The sequence below is a fragment of the Leucobacter sp. WKLB1 genome (assembly GCF_059696215.1).
Genome location: NZ_AP046115.1, coordinates 1,259,387 through 1,282,839, shown reverse-complemented (window position 1 = coordinate 1,282,839; position 23,453 = coordinate 1,259,387). Strand labels below are relative to the sequence as shown.

The 23,453-nt window shown below is 67.9% G+C and carries 18 protein-coding genes and 1 tRNA gene; 9 read left to right on the top strand and 10 right to left on the bottom strand.

Annotated elements, in window-relative coordinates:
- Positions 1-10 precede the first annotated feature (10 nt).
- Together hpaD and ACZF5Y_RS05885 are read left to right on the top strand one after the other, a co-directional pair.
- On the top strand, positions 11-1,153 hold the full coding sequence (gene hpaD / locus ACZF5Y_RS05890) for a 3,4-dihydroxyphenylacetate 2,3-dioxygenase (protein WP_053351995.1): 1,143 nt from the start codon (positions 11-13) through the stop codon (positions 1,151-1,153).
- Between the two features lie 280 nt (positions 1,154-1,433).
- Positions 1,434-2,987, top strand: coding sequence for an APC family permease (locus ACZF5Y_RS05885; protein WP_497534882.1), 1,554 nt, complete (start codon positions 1,434-1,436; stop codon positions 2,985-2,987).
- Positions 2,988-3,236: 249 nt separating this feature from the next.
- Here the strand turns inward: ACZF5Y_RS05885 and ACZF5Y_RS05880 are convergent, their stop codons facing one another.
- The 3 genes from ACZF5Y_RS05880 to ACZF5Y_RS05870 form a co-directional block, all read right to left on the bottom strand.
- Positions 3,237-4,214, bottom strand: coding sequence for a ribose-phosphate diphosphokinase (locus tag ACZF5Y_RS05880; RefSeq protein ID WP_497534881.1), 978 nt, complete (start codon positions 4,212-4,214; stop codon positions 3,237-3,239).
- Between the two features lie 44 nt (positions 4,215-4,258).
- A complete protein-coding gene (glmU, locus tag ACZF5Y_RS05875) occupies positions 4,259-5,689 on the bottom strand; it encodes a bifunctional UDP-N-acetylglucosamine diphosphorylase/glucosamine-1-phosphate N-acetyltransferase GlmU (RefSeq protein WP_497534880.1) in 1,431 nt (476 codons plus the stop codon).
- Positions 5,690-5,774: 85 nt separating this feature from the next.
- Positions 5,775-5,846: transfer RNA gene (locus ACZF5Y_RS05870), tRNA-Gln, on the bottom strand.
- Positions 5,847-5,946: 100 nt separating this feature from the next.
- On the opposite strand from ACZF5Y_RS05870, the gene ACZF5Y_RS05865 reads away from it, so the two are divergent.
- Positions 5,947-6,504, top strand: a complete 558-nt coding sequence (locus tag ACZF5Y_RS05865; RefSeq protein ID WP_497534879.1) for a MarR family winged helix-turn-helix transcriptional regulator — start codon at positions 5,947-5,949, stop codon at positions 6,502-6,504.
- A gap of 99 nt (positions 6,505-6,603) precedes the next feature.
- On the opposite strand, the gene ACZF5Y_RS05860 is transcribed toward ACZF5Y_RS05865, so the two are convergent.
- The 3 genes from ACZF5Y_RS05860 to ACZF5Y_RS05850 form a co-directional block, all read right to left on the bottom strand.
- Positions 6,604-9,381: an Ig-like domain repeat protein gene (locus tag ACZF5Y_RS05860; protein ID WP_497534878.1), complete on the bottom strand. Its 2,778-nt coding sequence runs from the start codon at positions 9,379-9,381 to the stop codon at positions 6,604-6,606.
- 89 nt (positions 9,382-9,470) lie between these two features.
- Positions 9,471-11,423 carry a hypothetical protein gene (locus ACZF5Y_RS05855; RefSeq protein WP_497534877.1) on the bottom strand — a complete coding sequence of 651 codons (1,953 nt, stop codon included), beginning with the start codon at positions 11,421-11,423 and terminating at the stop codon, positions 9,471-9,473.
- Positions 11,424-11,554: 131 nt separating this feature from the next.
- Positions 11,555-13,255, bottom strand: coding sequence for an amidase (locus tag ACZF5Y_RS05850; protein WP_497534876.1), 1,701 nt, complete (start codon positions 13,253-13,255; stop codon positions 11,555-11,557).
- A gap of 133 nt (positions 13,256-13,388) precedes the next feature.
- On the opposite strand from ACZF5Y_RS05850, the gene ACZF5Y_RS05845 reads away from it, so the two are divergent.
- Positions 13,389-13,967: a TetR/AcrR family transcriptional regulator gene (locus ACZF5Y_RS05845; protein WP_497534875.1), complete on the top strand. Its 579-nt coding sequence runs from the start codon at positions 13,389-13,391 to the stop codon at positions 13,965-13,967.
- Here the strand turns inward: ACZF5Y_RS05845 and ACZF5Y_RS05840 are convergent.
- Complete coding sequence (locus tag ACZF5Y_RS05840) at positions 13,959-14,858, bottom strand: LysR family transcriptional regulator (RefSeq protein ID WP_497534874.1); 900 nt, start codon at positions 14,856-14,858, stop codon at positions 13,959-13,961. The genes ACZF5Y_RS05845 and ACZF5Y_RS05840 overlap by 9 nt on opposite strands.
- 73 nt (positions 14,859-14,931) lie before the next feature.
- Here ACZF5Y_RS05840 and ACZF5Y_RS05835 point away from each other — a divergent pair, with 73 nt between their 5' ends.
- From ACZF5Y_RS05835 to ACZF5Y_RS05820, 4 genes are all read left to right on the top strand, one after another.
- Positions 14,932-16,446 carry an aminotransferase class I/II-fold pyridoxal phosphate-dependent enzyme gene (locus ACZF5Y_RS05835; protein WP_497534873.1) on the top strand — a complete coding sequence of 505 codons (1,515 nt, stop codon included), beginning with the start codon at positions 14,932-14,934 and terminating at the stop codon, positions 16,444-16,446.
- Positions 16,447-16,511: 65 nt separating this feature from the next.
- The gene (locus ACZF5Y_RS05830; RefSeq protein WP_497534872.1) at positions 16,512-17,993 is read left to right on the top strand and encodes an amino acid permease; all 1,482 of its coding nucleotides are present in this window, start codon (positions 16,512-16,514) and stop codon (positions 17,991-17,993) included.
- A gap of 81 nt (positions 17,994-18,074) precedes the next feature.
- Positions 18,075-18,767: a GTP cyclohydrolase II gene (locus ACZF5Y_RS05825; RefSeq protein ID WP_497534871.1), complete on the top strand. Its 693-nt coding sequence runs from the start codon at positions 18,075-18,077 to the stop codon at positions 18,765-18,767.
- The gene (locus ACZF5Y_RS05820) at positions 18,764-19,306 is read left to right on the top strand and encodes a MarR family winged helix-turn-helix transcriptional regulator (protein ID WP_497534870.1); all 543 of its coding nucleotides are present in this window, start codon (positions 18,764-18,766) and stop codon (positions 19,304-19,306) included. Before ACZF5Y_RS05825 ends, ACZF5Y_RS05820 begins: the two co-directional genes overlap by 4 nt.
- Before the next feature lie 5 nt (positions 19,307-19,311).
- Here ACZF5Y_RS05820 and ACZF5Y_RS05815 read toward each other — a convergent pair whose 3' ends face one another.
- The gene (locus tag ACZF5Y_RS05815; RefSeq protein WP_497534869.1) at positions 19,312-20,535 is read right to left on the bottom strand and encodes an acyl-CoA dehydrogenase family protein; all 1,224 of its coding nucleotides are present in this window, start codon (positions 20,533-20,535) and stop codon (positions 19,312-19,314) included.
- Positions 20,536-20,708: 173 nt separating this feature from the next.
- On the opposite strand from ACZF5Y_RS05815, the gene ACZF5Y_RS05810 reads away from it, so the two are divergent.
- On the top strand, positions 20,709-21,383 hold the full coding sequence (locus ACZF5Y_RS05810) for a TetR/AcrR family transcriptional regulator (protein ID WP_497534868.1): 675 nt from the start codon (positions 20,709-20,711) through the stop codon (positions 21,381-21,383).
- Positions 21,384-21,386: 3 nt separating this feature from the next.
- Here the strand turns inward: ACZF5Y_RS05810 and ACZF5Y_RS05805 are convergent, their stop codons facing one another.
- Positions 21,387-22,697, bottom strand: coding sequence for an amidohydrolase (locus ACZF5Y_RS05805; protein ID WP_497534867.1), 1,311 nt, complete (start codon positions 22,695-22,697; stop codon positions 21,387-21,389).
- A 29-nt stretch (positions 22,698-22,726) separates the two neighbouring features.
- Positions 22,727-23,374: a VOC family protein gene (locus tag ACZF5Y_RS05800; RefSeq protein WP_497534866.1), complete on the bottom strand. Its 648-nt coding sequence runs from the start codon at positions 23,372-23,374 to the stop codon at positions 22,727-22,729.
- Positions 23,375-23,453: the final 79 nt, after the last annotated feature.

The following is a 23,453-nucleotide window of genomic DNA, read 5'->3' as shown; positions in this document are numbered from 1 at the left end:
GAAGCACCCCATGGCAAAGCTCAATGATGCCGACAAGCAGTCGGCAGGTTTCTGGGTCACCACAGAGGCCCCGATTCAGTCCGAGAATCCGATCCCGACGCCCACGTCGCCCGCACCCGACATCCTGCGCTGCGCGTACATGGAGCTCATCGTCACCGACCTCGCCGCATCGCGCGAGTTCTACGTCGACGTGCTCGGGCTGTACGTGACGACCGAGGACGACGAGGCGATTTACCTCCGTTCGACAGAGGAATTCATTCACCACAACCTCATACTGCGCAAGGGCCCGGTCGCGGCCGTCGCCGCGTTCTCGTACCGGGTGCGCACGCCCGAAGACCTCGACCTCGCAGTGGCGTTCTACGAGGAGCTCGGCTGCGAAGTGCGCCGCAACCCGAACGGCTTCGTCACGGGCATCGGCGACTCGGTGCGCGTGGTCGATCCACTCGGATTCCCGTACGAATTCTTCTACCAGACGGAGCACACGGAGCGTATGTCGTGGCGCTACGACCTGCACATTCCGGGTGAGCTCGTGCGTCTCGATCACTTCAACCAGATCACGCCCGATGTGCCGCGCGCGGTCGGATTCATGCAGAACCTCGGCTTCCGCGTCACCGAGGACATCCAGGACCACGAAGGCACCGTCTACGCCGCGTGGATGCGCCGCAAGCCGACCGTGCACGACACCGCGATGACGGGTGGCGACGGCCCGCGCATGCACCACGTGTGCTTCGCGACCCACGAGAAGCACAACATTCTCGCGATCTGCGACAAGCTCGGTTCGCTGCGCCGGTCCGACAGCATCGAGCGGGGCCCGGGTCGCCACGGCGTCTCGAATGCGTTCTACCTCTACCTGCGCGACCCCGACGGCCACCGCGTCGAGGTCTACACGCAGGATTACTACACCGGTGACCCCGACAACCCCGTGGTCACCTGGGACGTGCACGACAACCAGCGACGCGACTGGTGGGGCAACCCGGTCGTGCCGTCCTGGTACACCGACGGCTCGCTCGTGCTCGACCTCGACGGCAATCCGCAGCCGGTCATTGCGCGCACCGACGATTCCGAAATGGCGGTCACCATCGGCGCAGACGGATTCTCGTACACCCGAGACGGCGACGAGCAGAAGGGCTTCAAGCTCGGCAACACGTTGTAATTCCTGCGGTTCGTTCGTGCAGGATCCGGGCCGGGGCGCGCATGCGCCCCGGCCCGCTGGCGTCGTTCGCCCATCCGCTCATGACTCGTCGGCGACACCGGCCGAGCGATCCGACACTATCCATTTGGACAGCTTTGCGCGCATGTCCATGCCCCCTGCGCTCACGGCATAGACCCCCGGAGGCCCGCTTTCTAGACTCGATCCATCAGCGGGCGCTGCATCGATGCGGCGTCACATACCCCGCATCGGCACAGCCGCCACCCGCGAGAGGACCTCCCCGATGAGCGCATCGAGTCAGACCCAGGCATCACCCCCGTCACCCACCACTGAACACGACCCGGGCCTCAGCCGCCGCACCCTCGGCGTCCCTGCGATCACGCTCATGATCATCGCCGCCTCCGCACCGCTCACCGTGGTCGCCGGCGGCGTCACCACCTCGTTCGCGGTCACCGAGTCGCTCGGCGTGCCCCTCGGGTTCCTGCTCATCGCCGTGATCTTGACGGTCTTCGCTGTCGGATACACCGCAATGGGCCGACACATCACCAACGCCGGCGCGTTCTACGCGTACATCGCACAGGGGCTCGCACGCCCGCTCGGCGTTGGCGCCTCGCTCATCGCGCTCGTCTCGTACAATGCCATGCAGGTCGGCATCTACGGACTCTTCGGCTTCCAACTCTCGATGTTCTTGGAGGCCAAGTTCGGCTTCGCATCGCCGTGGTGGGTGTGGATCCTCCTCTGCATCGTGGTCGTCGGCGTGCTCGGCGTGAACCGCGTCGACCTCTCGGCCAAGGTGCTCGGCGTGCTCGTCGGCCTCGAGTTCCTCGTCGTCATCATCTTCGACATCGTGTCGTTCGCCGCCGCCCCCGAGGGTGTGTCGACGGCCGCGCTGAACCCGAGCGCGCTCTTCGGCCCGGCACTCGGCATCATCCTGGTGTTCGGCGTCGCCGCCTTCATGGGGTTCGAGGGCGCCGCCATCTACGGCGAAGAGGCGAAGGATCCGAAGCGCACTGTGCCCCGCGCGACCTACGCGGCGATCGCGATCATCGGCATCTTCTATGCGTTCAGTGCGTGGGCGTTCTCCGTCGGCATCGGCCCATCTGCGATCGTCGGTGCCTCGCAGGAATCCGGCCCCGACCTCATGTTCGTCTTCATGACCGACCAGACCGGCGTCATCTTCTCCGACATCATGACGCTGCTGTTCCTCACCAGCCTCTTCGCTGCACTCCAGTCGTTCCACAACGCCGTCGCGCGTTACTTCTTCTCACTCGGTCGCGAGGGCGTGCTGCCCGCCTGGTTCGCGCGTACCTCAAAGGTCGGCGCTCCCTGGGCCGGGTCGGTCGCGCAGACTGTCATCGCGCTCGTCGTGGTCGTGGCGTTCATCTTGGGCGGCGAGGTCTTCGGCGGGGCCGATGCGCTCGGGGACTCGGCCTTCCTCTTCCCCGTACTGACCATGTTCACGTGGCTCACGAACACCGGTGCCATGGGGCTCGTACTGCTCATGGCAGTCACGGCCGCAGCCGTGATCGGCTACTTCGCACGCAACCGCCGGGGCCTGAGCGTGTGGGTGACGGCCGTCGCCCCCGCGATCTCGGGGGTCGCGCTGCTGTGGGTGTTCATCATGATCCTGCAGAACTTCCCGCTCATGCTCGGCCAGACCGAGCCCGACGCGACCACGTTCCTGCTGCCGGGCATCGTGTTCGCCGCAGCCCTCATCGGTATCGTATGGGCGCTCATCATGCGCTCGCGGACGCCCCAGCAGTACGCGCAGATCGGACACGGCACCGAACCCGGAGCGTACGGCACGCAAATCGTGGACGTGGTCGACGGCGACTAGCCAGGGCTGAGGCGCCCCGGCGCCCGCCCCGCACACCGAATCGACGAACCGCATACAGTTCCTGCCCGGAGCTGTATGCGTTTCGTTGAATCGGTGCCTGAAGCTCAGGCGGAGGGCGACGTGAAACCGGCGCTGTAGCGCCGCCGCAGCGTAGAAAACGCGATGCGTTTTTGTTCGGCAACCACCCCGCGCTTCGCTCCGTGGGCTGACGCTACGCGTCACCGCTGCGTAGAAAACGCGATGCGTTTTCTACGCAGCGCCCTCAAACATGGAGGTGACGGAGCCGTCTTCGAAGACCTCGTGGATCGCTTTCGCGAGCAGCGGGGCGATCGAGAGCACGGTGAGCTTATCGAAGCGCTTCTCCTCAGGCACGGGCAGAGTGTCGGTGACCACGACCTGATCGATGAAGTCCTGCGACAGGTACTCGGTCGCCTTGCCCGAGAAGATCGCGTGCGTGCAGGCGATGGTCACGCCTCGCGCACCGGCGGCCTTCAGCGCCTCGGCGGCCTTCGCGATCGTGCCGCCGGTGTCGATCATGTCATCGACCACAACGCACCAACGATCTTGCACCGTACCGACGATCTCGTGCACCGACACCTGGTTCGGCACCAGCGGATCACGGCGCTTGTGAATGATCGCGAGCGGCGCGTCAAGCTTGTCGCTCCACACGTCGGCAACGCGCACTCGGCCCATGTCGGGCGAAACAACGGTGAGGTCATCACGCGCGATCGTCTTGCGGAAGTGCTCGAGGAGCACCGGCATTGCGAAGAGGTGGTCGACCGGGCCATCGAAGAAGCCTTGAATCTGCGGCGCGTGCAGGTCGACCGACATGATGCGGTCGGCCCCGGCGGCCTTGAAGAGGTCGGCGACGAGTCGTGCAGAGATGGGCTCGCGACCGCGACCCTTCTTGTCTTGACGTGAATACGGGTAGAAGGGTGCGACCACCGTGATGCGCTTCGCGGAAGCGCGCTTCAGCGCGTCGACCATGATGAGCTGCTCCATGAGCCACTCGTTGATGGGGTTCGTGTGCGACTGGATCACGAAGGCATCCGAGCCGCGCACGCTCTCGTCGAAGCGGGCATACAGCTCGCCGTTCGCGAAGGTGCGGGCATCGGTCGGCACGAGTTCCGCACCGAGTTCGGCAGCAACCTGTTCCGCCAGCTCGGGATACGCCCGGCCCGTGATCAGGACGAGCTTCTTCTGCCCGGCCATCTCAATATTGCTCATCGCTGCATGCTCCTCATCGGTGCTGAAAATTCCAATGCTCTTCGTCAGTTCTCGCGCTCAACCGCGCGCTGCGCCGCCTCGGCGGTGCTCGTGCCCGGCCGGTTCTCGGCGACCCATCCGGAGATGTTGCGCTGAGGTGCCACATTCATCGCCAGCGAGCCCGCGGGTACGTTCTTCCGCACCACCGTTCCCGCTGCCGTGTATGTGCCGTCTTCAATGGTAACCGGCGCAATCAGAACGTTCTTCGATCCCACGCGAACGCCGTCGCCGACCTCCGCGCGGTGCTTCTGCACGCCGTCATAGTTCGCAAAGATCGTGCCCGCACCAATGTTGCTGCCGGTGCCGATCGTCGCGTCGCCGACGTAGCTGAGGTGCGGCACCTTGCTCCCGTCACCGATCTGCGCATTCTTGGTCTCGACGAACGCGCCGATCTTGCCGCCCGCGCCGAGCTCGGTGCCGGGGCGGATGTAAGCGAACGGGCCGACCTCAACGCCGGAGGAGAAGACCGCCAGTGTCGCCTCGCTGCGGCGAATGCGTGCGTCGACCCCGACTTCGCAGTCGATGAGCGTGGTGTCGGGGCCGATGATCGCCCCGGTGGCGATCGACGTGGCGCCCTGCAGGAACGTGCCGGGAAGCACCTCGACATCGGGCTCGATCGACACGTCCGCGTCGATCCAGGTGCTGGTCGGATCTTGAATCGTGACACCGGCGCGCTGGTGCGCGCGAACGATGCGGGCGTTCAGCTCGCGCCCGGCCTCCGCGAGCTGCGCACGGTCGTTCACACCTGCGATAGTCCAGGGATCGTCCGTGGCGACGGCCTCGACCGAACCACCGGTCGCAAGAATGCTGGCCGCGGCGTCGGTGAGGTACTTCTCACCCTGCGCGTTGTTCGTGTCGATCCCTGCAAGCGCGGTTTCGAGCGCGCGTCGGGCGAAGACGTAAATGCCTCCATTGATTTCGGTGACTCGGCGTTGCGCGTCATCGGCATCCTTTTCTTCGACGATACCGAGCACCGAACCCGCCGGGTCGCGAAGGATGCGCCCAAGACCGGTGGGATTGTCGAAAATCGCCGACAGCAGGGTCATGGCGCGGCCCTCCCCGAGATGCCCGCTGACGAGCCCGTCGAGCGTGGCGGTGTCGATGAGCGGCGCGTCGCCCGAGAGCACGACGACGGATCCTTCGAAATCTGCGGGGAGCGCGGCCAGCGCTTGCTCAACGGCACGGCCGGTGCCGGGAATCTCGTCTTGATCGACGATGACGGTGTCGGGGGCGTGGTCCAGGATGGCAGCGGACACCCGGTCGCGATCGTGTCGCACGACGGCGACGACCTGCGACGGCTGCAGACCGGCTGCGGCATCGAGCACGTGGGCGATGAGCGAACGCCCACCGATGCGGTGCAGCACCTTCGGAAGTGAGGACTTCATGCGGGTACCCTGACCCGCTGCGAGAATGACGACCGCGACGTGCTCTGCCATGTTGTCCTTTCGTCGACCGACGGAACTCCACCGACGCGATGCGCTGTGCGGAGCGAGAACCGACCGAGCTCGTCGACCGCTTCCGTTCCGCCTCCAGGATTCGAACCTAGACCGAACAGCTCCAAAGGCTGTCGTGCTGCCATTACACTAAGGCGGACCGTGCCGGATTCGGCACGCGTACTAGTCTGCCATGGGTCACGGCTGAGAAGTGCCACCGCGAGTCGCGCTTCGCGCCAGATTCATCAGATAATGGAGGGATGAAGCACGAGGACGAGGTCGACCGGATCATCTCTGATTGGGAAGCCGCCCGCCCTGATCTCGACTTCGCCCCACTGGCCATCTTCTCGCGCATGTGGCGTGTCACGAAGCACATCGACCGCGCGCGTGCGCATGCGTTCGAGCGTTCTGGCCTCATGTCTTGGGAATTCGATGTGCTTGCGGCGCTGCGTCGCAGCGGCGAGCCGTTCCGGCTCAGCCCGAAGATGCTCGGGCAGCAGACGATGGTCTCGAGCGGCACCATGACCAACCGCATCGACCGCATGGCCGAGCGCGAGCTGGTGCGCCGTTTGACCGATCCGAATGACGGGCGTGGCGTGCTCGTGGAGATGATGCCGCAGGGGCTGACACTCGTCGACGCCGCGATTACGCGCCTGACCGATTCCGAGGAGCGCTTGCTCGATGGCATTCCCCGGTCGGAGCGGGATCGTCTGGGCGTGCTCCTACGTCGTCTCGCGCTGAGTGTCGATCGATACGTTCCGGTGTCCGAGCCCCTCGACGGCGCCGACCGCACAACCGAACGGGCTGACGCGGAGTAGCCACGCCCGGAGGAGCGCGTACGGATCTGCGTCCACGCCGTAGCGCGCGGAGGAGGGCCCGGTGCCGAGCATGCTCGGTACCGGGCCCTCCTACTCCGACTACTTCACCTTCTGGGTGGCGGTCGCCGTCTTTCCATTGGTGTTGCCGTCGCCGACGAACTGGGCGGTCACCTTCGTATTCGCCTTCAGTGCCTTCGGAGCCTTCACGGTGAGCACACCGCGCTTGGCCGCGGCGAGCGACACGGTCTGCTTCGCGGAGCCGAACGACACGGTCACCTTGCCGGTCGGATACGCGCCGTTGTCGAGCTTGCCGAACGCGATCGTGACTGACGGACGCGTGCCCTTCTTCGCCGTCTTCGTGGTGATCTTCGCCGATTTCACCGACGTCTTCACCACCTGCACGGTGCCGGGTGTGGTGCGCTTCGCCGAGTCTGCATAGGTATCGTCGCCGAGGTACTGTGCCGTGACGCGGTAGCTGCCGACGGAGAACTTCGGGAGCTTCAGTGTGGCGACGCCGTTCGCACCGACTGCGGCGGTGCCGAGGTCGCGCGCACCCGAGGTGAAGAGCACCGTGCCGGCTGCGGCTCCCGAGACCGTCACGGACGCCGTGGGCTGCACGCCGTACACGACCTTGGTCGCGCTCAGGCGCACGGTCGACAGATACACGGGAGCGTGCGACACGGTTACGCGCTTCGCCTTGGAAGTCGCCGCATTGTATCGGGTGTCACCCGCGTAGACGGCGGTCAGCTGGTGGCTCGTGGCGACGGGCGGCGTGGTGCTGAGCGTCGCGACTCCGCCAGACACCGCGGCGGTGCCGAGGCTCTGCGATCCGGCACGGAATTCGACCTCGCCGGTGGCGTCTGCCGGAACCGAGGCGGTGAAATCGAACTCATCGAGCACGGTGCCGGTGAGGTCACCGGATACCGACACTGCGGGCACGATTTTTGCGATCTCGACGGACAGCTCGGCCGCCGCGTCGGCGAACGCCCCGCTCGCATCGTGGAACGTGGCCGCAGCGGTGAAGGATCCACCGGCCGCGAATGCAGCGCTCGCACAGGTGGCGGTTGCGTCGACAACGGAAACCGCCTCGCAGCCCGGCACGGCGACGCCGTCGAGGGCGAATGAAACGGTGCCGACCACGGCGCCCGCGCCCGCACGAGCCGCGGTCGTCGCGGTGAGCGCGCCGCCGTTTGCGACGGAGAGCTCGGCGCTCTCGAGCGTCAGCGTGGCCTCCGCGGCGCCGAGCAGGTACACGGCGGCGTAATCGGTGCCGTTCGCGCCGCCGACCAGATCGGGGACGCCGTTGCCGTCGAAGTCGGAAACGGAGCCGACCGAACGGCCGAGCTGCGCTCCGGCGGTCGCGCCGTCGATGCGGAACCCGGTGGTCGCATCGAGCGCGGCAGCCGAGAGCGTGCCCGAGAACGCAGGCTGACCGTAGATCACGTACAGCGCACCGGCGTTTGAGCCCGCGGAATCCTGGCCCCAGGCTCCGAGCACGACCTCACCGACGCCGTCGCCCGAGAGGTCGGCGATACCGGCCGCCGACCACCCGAACTTGTCGTTGTCGACGGCGCCTTCGATCCAGTAGCCGCGCGGGGCGGCGGTCGTCGCGCAGACACCGGTGGTATTCACCGACTCATCTGCGCACTGGTAGACCGCGTTCTGCGCGGCTCCGGGCGTCGTGAAGACGGTCTGCGTCGACGCCGAGCCGTACACGACCGCTGCGGCTCCGGCGCGCGGACCGGTCGCAGCGTTCGATACGCCGTCGCCGCCGACCACGAAGTCGGCGAGGCCGTCGCCGTTGATATCGCCGAGTGCGGCCGCCGAGGTGCCGAGGCGATCGCGCCCGCGCTGCGGGCCGTAGACGGCGAACCCGTGTTCACCGAGCGAACCGGCATCGAGGTGCTGGGGCGTTGCCGAGCCGAAGATCGCGTACGCGGCGCCGGCGACCGGCGAGGCGCTCCCCCACGGGGTGGCCGCGTAGCTGCCGATCACGAGATCGGCGAGGCCGTCGCCATTGATGTCGCCGACGCTCTCCGCGGAGATGATCTGGCCGGCGCGACCGTCAATGGTCTGGAGCACGCGCCCGACCGATTCCGGCGCGGCGACGTCGAGCGTCGACACGTTCTCGGATCCGGCGATCACCCAGACGCGGCCAATGTTCGCCACCGCGGGTGTTCCCGCCGTCGCATCGGCCGGGCGATCGTAGAGGTTGTCGACGATGGCGAAGTCAGCCAGGCCGTCTCCATTGACATCGCCGAGGCCAGTCACCGCGTACCCGAAGTTCGCGCTGCCACCGGGGGCGCTGTTCTCGGCGACCGCCGCCGAGTTCGTGATCTCGAACCCGCGCGTGCCGAGCGAGTCGACATCGACCGGCTCGAAGTCGCGTGCACCGAGGATCACCCAGGCGCGCTGCGTGCGGTTCGAACCGATGAGCAGATCGTCGATGCCGTCGCCGTTCACGTCGTTCAGGCAGGACACGCTCTGAGCAGCGAACGCGTTGGCGGTGTTCGGGCCGTCGATGCGCACCGCACCCACGGCACCGCCGGTGCCGATGGGCCCGCCAACGGGATTCTCGCCGCCGAGCAGCACGTATGCGGCCCCGGCATTCTTCGTGGTGCCGCGCGCCCACCACCAGTCGCCCACGATCGCGTCGTCGACGCCGTCGCCGTTCACATCGCACGACGTGCGGCTCGCCGCGTATCCGAGGTCGCCGCCGGCTTCGCCGGTCCAGCGCACCTCCGACACGTGGGGGGTGGCGACGGGTGCGTCGGCGAACGCCGGCGCTGCCGCCACCGCCGGAACGACGAGCGTCGCCCCGATCAGTGCGATCGCGGCGGCCGAGCCGGCCGCGATCCTCCCGAATGTGCTCTTCACTGCGGTCCTTTCCATCTGCCGAGGGCAGGGGTGTGCAGACCGAGAGTGCTCGGTCTGTTCCGACGGCTGCGGGCGGCGCCCACGCCGAATCAGTTGGGCGCGTGCACCCCGTTGCCGAGCCCGAAGTCGGCCTTGGTGTCGAACTTCTGGCGGGCGAGCTGCACGGTGCCGAGCACGCTTCCCGGGTGAATCAACTGCGGCACCGATCCGACGGTGGGTTTCGCCTGCGCGTTGCCGCCGTAGGGATCGGTGTACACGATGCCTGACGCGGTCCCCGGATCCGCGATCTGCAGATCGGCGAGGTAGAAGTCGCGCTGCGCGCCATCAAACGGGGATCGCGGATCGCGGTAGTCGAAGCGCTCCTCAGCCGCGAGGCCCGCCCAGAGGTAGTCGGTAGGCGCTCCATCGGTGAGCCAGGCCAGATCGAGCGGGCGGCTGATGCCGTTCACCGTCGCGGAGCTCGTACGAGCGTCGTAAATGCGACTCGGGTTGCGGATCCCGAACCAGGGATCGAAGCGCGCCAGCACGGCACCATCGGCACTCGTGATCGCGTTCTCTCCCTGCCAGAGCTCATACAGCGACCAGTCGGTGGGGTTCGCCGCGACGCACTGCTGCGTCGGAATGATGCGCTTGCCACCGTCGCCCGCTGGCAGTGTGCTGCCGACCGTGGCGATCGGGATTTCAGTCGCGCACGTCGAGAACATCTCGTTCGCATTGCCGAACCGGGAGAGCATCGACGTGATGATCTCGGTGCCGTCGGTGCACTTCGCGGTATAGAGGATCTCGTGGGCGTTGTTCGACGTGGCGTCGGGCGACCAGCTGCCCTGGTGCTGCTTGATCAGGAAGTCGCAGGCGAGCTGCGAACCGTCGGCGAGCTTCAACCAGTTGCGGTTCGCATCGAGCATTTTCACGTTGTTGGCGACGAACACCTTGTGCCCGCCGTTGTCCTCGTGCCGCATCGACATGTCGCCGTGCTCGTGCACATAGTTGTCGAGCTCCTCGCTCGTGTACCCGAACGGCAGGCCGGTGGGCTCGCCGTCGACCAGATCGTCCGGGGCGTACCAGGCGGCGACCCAGTCGGAGATGTCGGAGGTGGCGGGGTCTGCGCCGTGCTCGTGCCCGAAGGTGCACAGCTGACCGGTTGCGGGATCGGTGGCTTGCGCGGGGTGCCAGGTCGGGTAGTACTTCCCGTCGGGGCCCAGCACGCGATACGACGCGTGGAGTTCGGCGGGGCAGGTGTCGTACTCCGTGGGAGTCCAGTTGCGTTCGACGTAGGCCTTCGAAAAGCCGCGATCCGGATCTGGCTCGGGTTCGGGCTTTGTCAGGGTCACGGAGGTCGTAGCGGACACCGGCTCGGGGCTCGTCTCGGCGATCACCACCCGCTGCGCGGTCTCACCGGCGGCGAGCGCGTCGACCACCGTCTGCGACAGGGTGAACGTGACCGATTTCGCGCCCGACTTCGCGCTGACCTTCTGGGTGGCCGCCGTCTTGCCGCCGATCTGAAGCTGCACATTGGCGACGCACCCGGCGGATGCCGCGCAGCGCAGCGCGACCGGAACCGTACGATCGGCGCCCACCGCAATGGACTTCTGCGTGACGGTGAGCTGCGGAGTCGCCGGCTTCACCGTGGCTTTCGCAGCGAACTTCGCGGCGCTGGGCTTTTTCGCGGTGCCACTGACCGTCAGCGTGGCCTGCTTCTTCGCGGTGAAGGTGCGGTACTGGGCGGCGGTGAGTGTCCAGTTCAGGAGCTTGCTCGACCGCTTCGCGACGCTGTATGAGAGCGTCTTGGAGCCACCGGTGCTCAGCACGAGCTTCACCGTTCCCGAGCAGGTCTTCGATGCAGCGCACGCGATCGACACGGTTACCACACGATCCGTGCCCACGGCAGCGGTGATCTTCGCCTGTTGGGCGGCAGCAGCCGATGCGGGTGCCGGCGCCACGCCGAGTCCGATCGAGGCGATCAAGCTGCCGCAGAGCGCCGCCGCCGCCAGGGTGTGGCGGCGGTTTCGGGCTCGATCGTGGGTGTGGCGTCGCTGGCGCATGCGTCCTCGTTCTCAGAAATGAACTCGGCCGTTCAGCGGACGCGAGCGCCTCATCATATCTATATGAGGATCACCTGAACAACATCTGATGTAAGGATGCATGCGCCGGAGCGCCGGGCAACGCCCCAGGGTTACTCGCCGGCGACGTCCCCCTGCAGCGCCGGGGCAGACTCTGGCGCCCGACGGAGCGTGCCGCCGTCACCCGCCTCGAACGCTCCCGCGAAGGCCAAGAGTTCGGGGTCAGCGTAGGCGCGACCGGCGAACGTCAGGCCGACGGGCATGCCGATATCGCTCATCAGCCCCATGGCGACCGTGACCGTGGGGATGCCCAGGTGGCGCAGTGCATAGTTGCCGTTCGAGAAGAACACGCCATTCGCCCAGGCGCGATCAGCCGCCGCCTGATCGACATCGGCGTTCTGCGCGCCCACGTCGGCGTTCGCCGGGAACACCACGCCGTCATAGCCTTCAGCGGTCAGCCACGACTCGAACAGCTCCTCGCGCAGCCGCACCAGCGCGCGCAGTCCGTCTGCGAAGTCGGCGCGGTCGCGGGGGTCGGAGATGCCCTCCTGCGCCATGGCGACGGTTGCACGGTATCGGTTCTCGTAGTCGTCGACCTCTTCGTAGCGGTCGGGCAGCGCCCCCGGAGGCTGCGGGAAAATGGTGTCGGGGTCGACGACGCCCAGGTTCGGGATGGACGGGTCGCCATTGGCTCGCAGAAAATCGTCCCAGCCGAAGGCGAGAAAGTGGTTGAATTCCGTGTCCATCCAGCCGTCAGGCAGCACGCCGAGCGCTCCGACGTTCTCCTGCCCCGGGCGGTCGCCCTCGTACTGCTCGATCAGCGGGAAATCGGTCACGACGACCTCGGCGCCGAGCGCTCCCAGCCGCGCACGAGCGGCCGCGAAGAGCGCGAGCACCGATGGGCGCACCTCGATCGGAAAGTTCGGATCCTCGCCGAGGTACATGCGGGGCACCGCGAAGCGCTTGCCGCGCAGCGCATCGGGATCCTGCACCTCGAGATAACTCGCGGGCCGATGCGCGCTCGATGCCGGCAGCTCGATCACCTGCTGATTGCGCCAGAAATCACCGCGGGTGTTCGCGTCGTCTTGCACCAGCACGTCGAGCACCCGGAGCATGTCGGGCATCGAGCGGGTGTGCGGCACCACGACGTCGCGGGCGGGGAAGAGCGGCCAGTTGCCACGAATGCTGAGCACACCCCAAGACGGCGTGTAGGCGCACAGGCCGTTGTTGGATGCGGGGCTGCGCCCCGACGACACCGTCTCCTCCCCCATGCCGAAGACCGCGAGGTTCGCCGCGGTCGATACTCCGGAACCGTTCGACGACCCGGAGGCGTAGGCAGCGGCGAGGAAATCGCGGTTGTAGGGGCTCTCGGCGCGGCCATAGACCCCGCGCTGCATACCGCCGTCGGCCATCGGCGGCATATTCGTCTTGCCGATCAGCACCGCACCGGCCTCGCGGAGCTTGGCGACAGAGAACGCGTCCCACTGCGCGACGAGATGCTCGAAGGCCGGCGATCCCGACGCCACCGTGAGCCCCTGCACCATATACGAGTCCTTGACCGTGAACGGTACGCCCTCGAGCGCACGCGGGGTGCCCTCGCGCCAGCGGCGATCGGACTCGGCCGCCTGGGCCAGCGCGTCGGGGTTGTCGACGACGATGGCGTGCAGGCCGTCGGTGCCGCGATCGTAGGCCTCGATGCGCGCCAGGTAGCGCTGAGTCAGCCAGGTGCTCGTGATGTCGCCGCGCTGGAATGCGGCGAGCACCTCCTCGATCGTGGCCTCGATGATCTGGAACGGTGCGGCAGAGTCGCCCATGGGAACCTCAATTCTGTGCAGCGGTGCGCAGCCTCGCGCGCTTGCCCGACGGATACCCGTGCGCGTATCCTGAAAATAGTTTCAGTACTGACGCGTTCCCTGTCAAGCGGGCGCGCAAAACCGGAAGGATCGCATGGCCCACGACGCACGCGAACGCATTCTCGGCGCCTGCGAGCGCGTCATCGCACGCGCCGGCATTCGCGGCTTCCGCATGCAAGACGTCGCCCGCGAGGCCGGGGTGTCGATCGGCCTCCTCGCCTATCACTTCGGCGATCGCGACGGTCTGCTGCGGGCCGCGCTCGATCACGTCACCGCCGGCGCGATCGGACGCGCCGCCGAGAGTTCGGCCGATGCGCCGGCCGCCGAGCGACTCGCCGCACTGCTGTGCTCGGAGTTCGGCGACGACCCGGGGATTCGCGCCGGCTCGATCGCGTGGAACGAGCTTCGCGCACTCGCCGTGTTCGAGCCCGTGCAGGCTTCGGCCGTTGCGCAGTCGACCGCGACCTGGCAGCGTACGGTCGCCGAGCTCGTGCGCGAGGCGGCACAGGATCGCGGCATCCCGGGTGACCCCGACGACATCGCGCTGCTCCTCACCGCCCTCGTCGAGGGGCTCTCGGGGCGCTGGTTGACGGGTCAGATCGATGCCCGGGCCGCGCAGCGCGCCGTGCGCGACGCCCTGACGCACTTCGGCTTCTCACCGCAACTACCGTAGCTCGGCGGTGGCCCGCTCGAACACCTCACCGAGCCAGCCGACCGCCGGCGGCACGGGCCCGCGCCGCGTCACGAACGATACGCGACGCTCGCCGAGATCCTGCACCGCCGGGCGGAGCACCACGTCGAAGTCCGCATCGACGGCCGCGTCGGTGGTGAGCGCCGCACCGAGACCTTCCGCGACCAGGCCGTGGATCATGTAGAGGTCGTCGGTGCGCATCAGCACCCGCATCGGCAGCCCGAGCGCCTGGTGCACCCGTCGCAGCACGCGATCCGAGGCCTCGTCGTCGCTGCGGCTGCATACCCAGGCGGTGTCACCGAGTTCGACGAAGTCGATCACGTCGGCAGCCGCCCACGCGCTCTCGCGCCCGACGAGCACGCGGTACGGTTCGGAGAAGAGCGAGCGCTGCACGAGGTCAGTCCCCTCAAAGCCGGGTTCGGTCGAGACGTGGTAGATCAGCCCGGCATGCACCTCCCCCGCGCGCACCATGCGCACCACCTCCGTTGGTTCGGCCTCGACGACCTCGACCCGCACGTTCGAGCGGCGCTGCAGCTCGGAGACCGCTGCCGGAATCAGCCGGGACCCCATCGACGAGAAGCTGCCGACGCGCAGGGTCACCGTGCCCGCATCGCGCAGTTCGGCGACGCTGCGCTCGGCGCGTGCGATGCGCGTCAGCACGGGCGCCACCTCGTCGGCGAAGTGGGCGCCGAGTTCGGTGAGCCGTGCCCCCAGGCGGTCGCGCACGACGAGTTGCGTGCCGAGGTGCGCCTCGAGCCCGCGCAGGTGGTGCGTCACCGTCGGCACCCCGTACTGGAGCGCATCGGCCGCGCGGGTCAGGCTTCCCGCTTCACGGATCGCGAGCAGGACACGCAGTTGCTGCAGGGTGATCATGTGATAGAGGGTATGTCACGAACGGCGAATACTTGATATTCCGCAGGGGCTCACGGCTGCCTATCGTGGGGACGTGCTCGATTCACCCCGCCGCGCGGATGCGGCCCTCACCTCAGTCTCTGCCCAACAGTTGGAGACCCCGTACGTCGATGCGCTGCGGTCACTCGCCGCAGAGCCCTGGCAACGACTGCACGTGCCCGCGCACCACGGTGTCGCCGGCAACGCGCCCGGCATCGATGCGCTCGTCGGCACCGACGCGGTCGCCCTCGACTTCCCGATGCTGTTCAGCGGAGTCGACCAGCGCACCTGGCGCCTCACGACCCCGGGCCGGGTCACCCCGCTCATGCGTGCGCAGCAGCTGGCCGCCGAGGCCTGGGGTGCGAGCCGCACGTGGTTCATCACCAACGGCGCCTCCGGCGGCAATCACGTCGCGACGACCGTGGCGCGCGGACTCGGCCGTGAGACGGTGATGCAGCGCAGCGTTCATTCGAGCGTGATCGACGGAGCCACGCACGTCGGGCTCGATCCGCACTTCGTCTATGGGTCAGTTGATGCCGGGCTCGGTGCGTCGCACGGCGTGACGGCTGCGCAGATCTCGGAGGCCCTCGACGCGCACCCCGAGAGCGCTTCGGTCTACGTCGTCTCGCCCAGCTACTTCGGCGCGGTCGCCGATATCGCGTCCATTGCCCGCGTGGCGCACGACCACGGTGTGCCACTCATCGTCGACGAGGCGTGGGGCTCGCATTTCGGCATGCATCCGGACCTCCCCGTGAATGCGGCCCGCCTCGGGGCCGACCTCGTGATCTCGAGCACGCACAAAGCTGCGGGATCGCTGACGCAGTCGGCGATGATCCAGCTCGGGCACGGACCGTTCGCAGCCCACCTCGAATCGCTCGTCGACCGGGTGGTCCGTTCGTTCCAGTCGACTTCGACCAGCGCCCTGTTGCTCGCTTCACTCGACGAGGCCCGCAAGCACATCGCCACGCGCCCCGATCTGATCGGCCGTTCGCTGCACTCCGCCGACCGCATCCGCACCGCGATCCGCGAGGATCGCCGCTATCGCGACGCGACGCCCGACGTGCTCGATCGCGCGGATGCCATCGCGAACGACCCGTTCAAAATTGCAATCGATACGCGCGGTGCAGGCATCACGGGAGGCGAGGCGCACCATCTGCTGCTGCGCGACCACCGCATCTACTGCGAGCTCTCGACCCCGTCGGCACTGCTCGCACTGATCGGCGCGACGTCGAACATCGATGCCGATCGCTTCCTCGATGCGCTGCAGCAGCTGCCCGAGGCCGAGGTCGAGCCCGAGCGCCCGATCGCGTTGCCCGCCGCCTGCGAACGCGCGATCGGGCTGGGCGAGGCCTTCTTCAGCGATGTCGAGGTCGTCAGCGCGACCGACGCCGTCGGCCGCGTCTCCGCCGACGCGCTTGCGGCCTACCCGCCCGGTGTACCCAATGTGCTGCCCGGCGAGGTGCTGTCGGCCGAGGTCGTCGCGTTCCTCCGCGCCACCGCCGCGAGCCCGGCAGGGTATGTTCGAGGATCGGTCGACGCTGCCCTCGAAACGTTCCGCGTGGTCGCCTGACGCCCGCGAGTTCATCTCCCCACCACCGCACCAGTCGGCATCCGGCCGACTCACGAAGGAGTGTCATGACCAGTACGCACACGGGAACACCGCAGTCCCCCGGAGGCTCGGCAGCCGATGCCGCCGAAGAGCCCGACGGCGGCATGCAGCGCGGCCTGAAGAACCGCCACCTCCAGCTCATCGCCATCGGCGGTTCGATCGGCACCGGTCTCTTCCTCGGTTCCGGCAAGCTGATCAGCGTGTCGGGCCCCTCGATCATCTTGGTCTATTTGGTGATCGGATTCTTCGTCTTCTTCATCATGCGGGCCCTCGGTGAGCTGCTGCTCTCGAACCTGCATTACAAGACCTTCGGCGACATCGCAAAAGACATGCTGGGGCCGTGGGCCGGGTTCTTCGTGTCGTGGAACTACTGGTTCTCCTGGGTGATCGCCTGCGTCGCCGACATCGTCGCGATCACCGCCTACGTGCAGTGGTTCAACCCCCACATTCCGGCGTGGATACCCGCGCTCGTCACGGCACTCGTGCTCACCGTGCTCAATCTGCAGCCGGTGAAATTCTTCGGCGAGACGGAATTCTGGTTCGCGATCGTGAAGATCGTGGCGATCCTCGGTCTCATCGTCGTCGGCATCATTCTCATGGCAACGCAGTTCACCTCCCCCGACGGCACGACGACCTCGGTGACGAACCTCTGGACGCACGGCGGCCTCTTCCCGATGGGGGCGAGCGGCTTCGTGCTGGGCTTCCAGATGGGCATCTTCTCGTTCATCGGCGTCGAGCTCGTCGGCACCGCCGCCGCCGAGACCCAGAGCCCCCGAAAGACGCTGCCGAAGGCGATCAATTCGATCGTCGTGCGCATCCTCATCTTCTACATCGGCGCCCTCGTCGTCATCATGTCGGTCACGCCCTGGGACGAAATCTCACCCGACAAGAGCCCCTTCGTCGCCACCCTCGCCACAGCCGGATTCGGACTCGCGGCGGTCGTGATCCAGCTCGTGGTGCTCACCTCGGCGGCGTCGAGCGCGAACTCCGGCTTGTATTCGGGTACGCGCATGCTCTTCGGTCTCGCCAAAGACGGCCATGCTCCCCGAAAATTCGCGCTGACCGATCGACACGGCGTGCCGCGTCGCTCGGTGTTCTTCACCTGCGTCTTCCTCTTCGCGGCGATTCCCCTGCTCTTCGCCGGCGACGGCGTGATCGCGGCCTTCACGTTCGTGTCCTCAATGTGCGCGACGCTCATCCTGTTCACCTGGGGGTCGATCGTCGTGAGCTACATCGTGTATCGCAAGCGCCATCCGGATCGCCACGCGGCCTCGGTCTTCAAGTTGCCGCTGTCACGCGTCGCCCCGTGGCTGGTGCTCGGATTCTTCGTGTTCATCGCGGGCACGCTGCTCTACGGCGCCGACACACGGGCATCGATTCTCGCCGCCCCCGTCTGGTTCGTTCTGCTCACCGTGCTCTGGCAGTTGCGCAAGCGCCGCCTGATCAAGGAGGGACGCCCGCTCACCGGGGCGATCCCGACAGTCGCACACCCGCTCGACGACGAGTAACCCGCCCGGGGCTCGCCGGACACACGGCGTCATCTCGGCGAGCCCCGGGAATACCCGCCATCTTCGCGCGTTGCATCGCACATGGTTGAAACTTCACACACCACGATCGACGCGTTCCCGGCTGCCTTTGTGCGCACCCGCGTACGCATCCCCCTGCGCTTCCCCGACGACTACGCAACCCCCGCCGACGTCTTCACCTTCACCGACCTCGTCGACGGAAAAGAGCACCTGCTGCTCGGGCTCGGCGACTGGGAATCGGCGCTCGCCACTGGAGCCGCCGCGGCCGGTGCGGAGTCCACCGAGACCGATACCCCGCTCGTGCGCCTGCACAGCGAGTGCCTCACCGGCGACGTCTTCGGCTCGGAGCGCTGCGACTGCGGCCCGCAGCTGCGCGAGGCGGTCGAACGCATCGCCGAGCACGGCGGCTTCCTGCTCTACCTGCGGCAGGAAGGCCGCGGCATCGGCCTCTACGCCAAGCTCGACGCCTACGCGCTGCAAGATTCGGGCCTCGACACCTACGAGGCAAACGTCGCGCTCGGCCGCGGCGAAGACGAGCGCGACTACACCTCGGCCGCGCAGATGCTGCGCGCCGTCGGCGCCGAGCGCATCCGCCTGCTCAGCAACAACCCTGACAAGGCCGAGCAGCTCGGCGCGCTCGGCATCGAGATCGCGGGCCGCGTTCCCACCTCGGTGCACCTCTCCGGGTTCAACCGCAAGTACCTCGAATCGAAGCGCGACCACACCGCGCACACGATCGACCTCACCGCGGCGTGAGCAGCGGGAGCCCTGCCGAAGCGGGCGGCACGACGCCACCTGCCCGGACAGTGCCGAGCGTCGGAGACGCCGGGCGATCCGGCACCGAACGGCGCCTCGCCGACGCCGAGATGGACACGTGGTTGCCACTGATCCGCGTCGCGCAGCTCCTGCCGCAGGCACTCGATCGCACCCTCCGCGATGAGGCGGGCATCAATCACGCCCGCTATGCAATTCTGGTGATGCTCGCCCGCCCGACCGACGAGCAACCCTCGATGTCTGAACTCGCCCGCATCGCCGGGCTCAGCCGGTCGCGCCTCAGCCACGCGATCGATGCGTTGGTCGAACGCGGGTGGGTCGAGCGCTCGAGCTGCGGCGAAGACCGTCGATCACGCTCGGCACACCTCACAGCCGCGGGGCTCGAGGCACTGCGCGACGCGGCACCGGCGCACGTCGCGCAGATCCGCGAACTCGTGCTCGGCCCGCTCGACGTCGCCGAGCAGCAGCAGCTCGCCGTGTTGCTCGGCAAGCTGCTGCCCGGCATCGAGCGCGCCCTGTAGCGGGCTCAGGCGAACGCCGAGATACCCGTGATATCGCGACCGATGATCAGAGCCTGCACCGTCTCCGTGCCCTCATAGGTGTGCAGCGCTTCGATGTCGGCGAAGTGCCGCGCCACGCGGTTCTCGAGCAGGATGCCGTTGCCGCCGAGTAGATCGCGCGCGTTGCGGGCCAGGTCTCGCGCCGTGCGCGTGGCCGTGTACTTGCCGAGTGATGCGCCTGGGCCGCTGAGTTCTCCGCGCTCCTCGGCGCGCGTGAGCTGCATGAGGAGTGTCTGCAGCGAGGTCAACGCACTCAGCATCTCGGAGAGGCGTGCCTGCACGATCTGCGAGGCCGCAAGCGGGCGCCCGAACTGCACCCGCTGCTGCGCGTAGTGCACCGCCGTCTCGTACACCGCGGTGGCCTGACCGAGGGCACCCCACGCTACGCCGAGGCGCGTCGCCTGCAGCACCCGCGCGGTGTCCTTGAAGCTGTTCGCGCCCGGTAGCTTCGCGCTCGCCGGCACCTGCACGCCGTCGAGCTCGATGTGCGCCTGCCAGATCGCGCGCAGCGACACCTTCTGCTCGATGGTGCGCGCACGATAGCCCGCACTGTCTTGCGGCACGAGGAACCCCTGCACCTGTCCGTCGTCACCGCGCGCCCACACGACGGACACCTGCCCGACGCTGCCTGAACCGATCCACTTCTTGTGCCCGGTGATGCGGTACCCCTCACCGTCGGCCTCGGCCCGCGTCTCCAGACTGACCGAGTCGGAGCCGTGCGTCGGCTCCGTCAGCGCGAACGCCCCGAGTTCCGTGCCGCGGGCAAGCGGTTCACCCCAGCGCTCGCGCTGCTCATCAGACCCGCAGTACGCGATCGAACGGAGCGCCAGACCCCCCTGCACGCCGACAATGGTCGCGATCGACCCATCGCCGCGTGAAAGCTCCATCATCGTGAGGCTGGCGGCGAGCAGGCTCTGCGCCGGGAAGCCGGGCACATCGATGCCGTCGCGCAGCAGATCGAGGTCTCCGAGGCGCCGCGCAAGATCAAGCGGGTACTCCGCACGATCCCAGACCCCGGCGATCACGGGTCGCACCTCGTCTTGCACGAATGCCCGCGCGCGGTTCCAGTAGGCGCGGTCGTCGGACGAAACATCACGGAAGACTCCCGCGACATCGGGGTCGAGCGGCTCCCAGAGCGCGTACTCGGGCTCGGCGGTTCCCTGGCTGGTGACGGGCTTCGCGTGCGACATGCGTTCCTCTCGCGCGTCGGTCGGCACCGGCGCTTCGACTCCGAGCCTGCCTGAGACGCGGTGCCACGTCAAGTGGCTCGGGGCGCGGGATCACCGAGACTTCACTGACAGACCGGCGCCAAGTTGCGCTGGAACGGAGTCCCAAACTCACCGAAATGTGCTACGTTCGGGGCATGTCATCGAACGCCGCAGCACCGGCTCCCGAGAGTTCGACCGCCGCGATCCGCCACCTCGCCGAGCGCGGCTACGATGCCACGACGGCCGAAGACCTGGCCACGGCGGTCGGCATGAGTCGGAGCACGTTCTTCCGGCGCTTCGGCAGCAAGGACGACGTCGTCTTCGCCGATCACGACCACGCGCTCGCGCAGCTCGAGAGCGGCCTCGAGACGACGACGCTCCCCCCGGCAGCCGCGCTGGTCGAGGGAACCACCGAGGTGCTGCGCCTCCTCATCCGCGACCCTGACGCGGCCCGGCTGCGGTTCGAACTCATGCGGCACACCCCGGCGCTGCGCGACCGCGAACTCGTCATCACGCACCGCTACGAGCGCGTCTACACCCGCTACATCCGTGAGGTGCAGCAGCCTGGCACCCCAGCCTGGGTAGCCTCAGCGCTCGGCGCTTCACTCGTCGCGGCGCACAATGCCGCTCTGCGATCGTGGCTGCGCGGGCGCGTCACCGATGCCGTGCGCGCACTGCACGACGACCTCGACCAACTCACCGCGCTCTACACACGGTGGTTGGCACCCAGCGACGAGGTCTCCGAGCAGCGCGTCATGGTCGCGGTCTACGATGCGCTCGGCACTCCGCAATCGGTACTCGACGCGGTCGCGGAACACCTGCGCCGCTAGGCGTCACGCCTCCCAGCGGTAGCGCCCGCCGCGGGCCTCGAACTCCTGCTGCACCGCTGCGCGCAGCTCGGCATCCGCAAGGTAGTCGATCGCGGCCGACCCGAGTGCGACTGCTGCGTCGGCGAGCGCGTCGAACGCCGGGGGCTGTACCGTGAGGTCGGCGAAGGCAGCGTTGTGCGGGAAGACGTCGTCGGGCCCGCCGAGACCAATCGACGGGTGAATCGACGGGATGAACTGCGTGACGTTACCCATATCAGTCGACGGCCCACCCTGGGTGGGCACGGGCGGTGGGGCCGGCGTCTCGCGCCCGCGCGCGGCGAGCGCGTCGGCCCAGCGCCGACCGAGCTCGACGTTCGGCTCGAGTGGCAGGTAGGGCGGCACGGGATCGACCTCGATCTCGGCCGTGGTCCCGGTTGCCAGCGCAGCACCCTCCAGCGCCGCGACGACGCGATCGGTCAGCACCCGCAGGGTATCGATCTCGCCGGAGCGCACGTAGAACAGCGCTGAGGCCTGCTCGGGAACCACATTGGGCGCGGCTCCCCCGTCGGTGATGATGCCGTGCACGCGATCGATGGGCAGGATGTGCTGCCGCAGTTGCGCCACCGACTGGTACGCCGTGACCGCCGCGTCGAGCGCGTTGAGCCCGAGCCAGGGGGTGCCCGCGGCGTGGGCCGCGCGCCCGCGATACGTCACCGCGACGCGTCGCACGCCCGTCGTGCGTTCGCCCCAGATGGCCGATACGCGAGACCCGGCTGCGGGGTGCACCATCCCAGCGGCGTCAACGTCATCGAAGCCGCCGGCGCGCAAGATGTACTCCTTGCCTCCGCCGTTCTCCTCCGCGGGCGTTCCGATGAGCGAGAGCGTCGCGCCGAGCTCTCGCGCGATCGGCACGGCGCTCAGAAAGGCGCCGACCGCCACTCCGGCGATGATGTTGTGCCCGCAGGCGTGGCCGACGCCCGGCAGAGCATCGTACTCGGCGATCACCGCGAAGTGCGGCCCGGCCCCGTCGCCGACGGTCGCCCGAAACGCGGTGTCGAGGCCGAATACGCCGACCTCGGTCTCGACGCCGTGAGCGGTCAGCACGTTACTGATCAGCCCCACGGATGCGTGCTCGGCGAACCCGATTTCTGGAGAGGCGTACAGTGCACGCGCGAGCGTTTCGAGCTCGGGGCGCAGTTCGTCGACCGCGGCCGCGAGACGCTCGTGCGCCGCCGCTCCCGCCCCGGCGAACGTCGATGAGCGGTGCTCGGGCGGGTGCAGAGGCACCTGCGCCCGGCGTTGATAGTCGACGTAGATGTCGTAGGGATCAGTCATCTCGCGTGATTCCGTCTCGTACCGTGCGGTCAGAAGGTGACAGTCTCACCGTCGGCGCGCCGCAGTTCGAGGCGGTAGCCCGCAGTCTCGTCAGCGATGACCTCGGTCACTCCGTCCCCGAGATCGAGGGCATCGAGGGCCTGCTGCACCGCCGCGGCATCGACCTCGGCGCGCACGAACCGCACGAGTTCGATCGTCGGGAGGTCGCTGAGCCCGGGCTGCGTCGTCGCGCCCCAATCGATGAGGAACGGCACGTCGAGGCGATCCAGTGCGGCACCGGTGAGGCGCCACTCGAGCAGGTCACCTGCGGGTGTGCGCCTCGAGAGCTCCCACACATCACCGGGGTCGAAGCCGCGCGACCGCGCCCCGGCCACCACCGCATCGATGTCGGAAGGATGCACCGCGTACGCCTGCACCGAGGGCTCGGTGAGCCCATCAATGCCGAAGGTCGTCGGCACTGCGGGGTCTTCGCGATCGGGGTTCGGCCCGATGAGCTCGATGTATTGCGGGCCGCGCTGCCCATCGATCGTGAGCGCGACCAGCGCGTTCGCCGTGCCCGTAGGGTGAGCGCCGCCCGGAGCCGCGACGACGCCCGTACGTTCTGCAAACCAGTCGACGAGTGCGGGGAGGTCGGGGCCGGCGATGACGATGTGATCCAGAAGGCTCGGAATGCTCATACCGCGATTCCACCACACCGCAGGCGCCCGCGCCCAGCCCCGCCGTCACACGCGGTCACGCGGGCGTCGGGGCTCGGCG

Bases quoted from the DNA above. Each gene is read 5' to 3' on its own strand.
- hpaD (WP_053351995.1), top strand. From the start codon at position 11: ATGGCAAAGCTCAATGATGCCGACAAGCAGTCGGCAGGTTTCTGGGTC.
- ACZF5Y_RS05830 (WP_497534872.1), top strand. From the start codon at position 16,512: ATGACCAGTACGCACACGGGAACACCGCAGTCCCCCGGAGGCTCGGCA.
- ACZF5Y_RS05880 (WP_497534881.1), bottom strand. From the start codon at position 4,214: ATGAGCAATATTGAGATGGCCGGGCAGAAGAAGCTCGTCCTGATCACG.
- glmU (WP_497534880.1), bottom strand. From the start codon at position 5,689: ATGGCAGAGCACGTCGCGGTCGTCATTCTCGCAGCGGGTCAGGGTACC.
- ACZF5Y_RS05825 (WP_497534871.1), top strand. From the start codon at position 18,075: ATGGTTGAAACTTCACACACCACGATCGACGCGTTCCCGGCTGCCTTT.
- ACZF5Y_RS05840 (WP_497534874.1), bottom strand. From the start codon at position 14,858: ATGATCACCCTGCAGCAACTGCGTGTCCTGCTCGCGATCCGTGAAGCG.
- ACZF5Y_RS05815 (WP_497534869.1), bottom strand. From the start codon at position 20,535: ATGTCGCACGCGAAGCCCGTCACCAGCCAGGGAACCGCCGAGCCCGAG.
- ACZF5Y_RS05805 (WP_497534867.1), bottom strand. From the start codon at position 22,697: ATGACTGATCCCTACGACATCTACGTCGACTATCAACGCCGGGCGCAG.
- ACZF5Y_RS05800 (WP_497534866.1), bottom strand. From the start codon at position 23,374: ATGAGCATTCCGAGCCTTCTGGATCACATCGTCATCGCCGGCCCCGAC.
- ACZF5Y_RS05855 (WP_497534877.1), bottom strand. From the start codon at position 11,423: ATGCGCCAGCGACGCCACACCCACGATCGAGCCCGAAACCGCCGCCAC.
- ACZF5Y_RS05845 (WP_497534875.1), top strand. From the start codon at position 13,389: ATGGCCCACGACGCACGCGAACGCATTCTCGGCGCCTGCGAGCGCGTC.
- ACZF5Y_RS05865 (WP_497534879.1), top strand. From the start codon at position 5,947: ATGAAGCACGAGGACGAGGTCGACCGGATCATCTCTGATTGGGAAGCC.
- ACZF5Y_RS05885 (WP_497534882.1), top strand. From the start codon at position 1,434: ATGAGCGCATCGAGTCAGACCCAGGCATCACCCCCGTCACCCACCACT.
- ACZF5Y_RS05810 (WP_497534868.1), top strand. From the start codon at position 20,709: ATGTCATCGAACGCCGCAGCACCGGCTCCCGAGAGTTCGACCGCCGCG.
- ACZF5Y_RS05850 (WP_497534876.1), bottom strand. From the start codon at position 13,255: ATGGGCGACTCTGCCGCACCGTTCCAGATCATCGAGGCCACGATCGAG.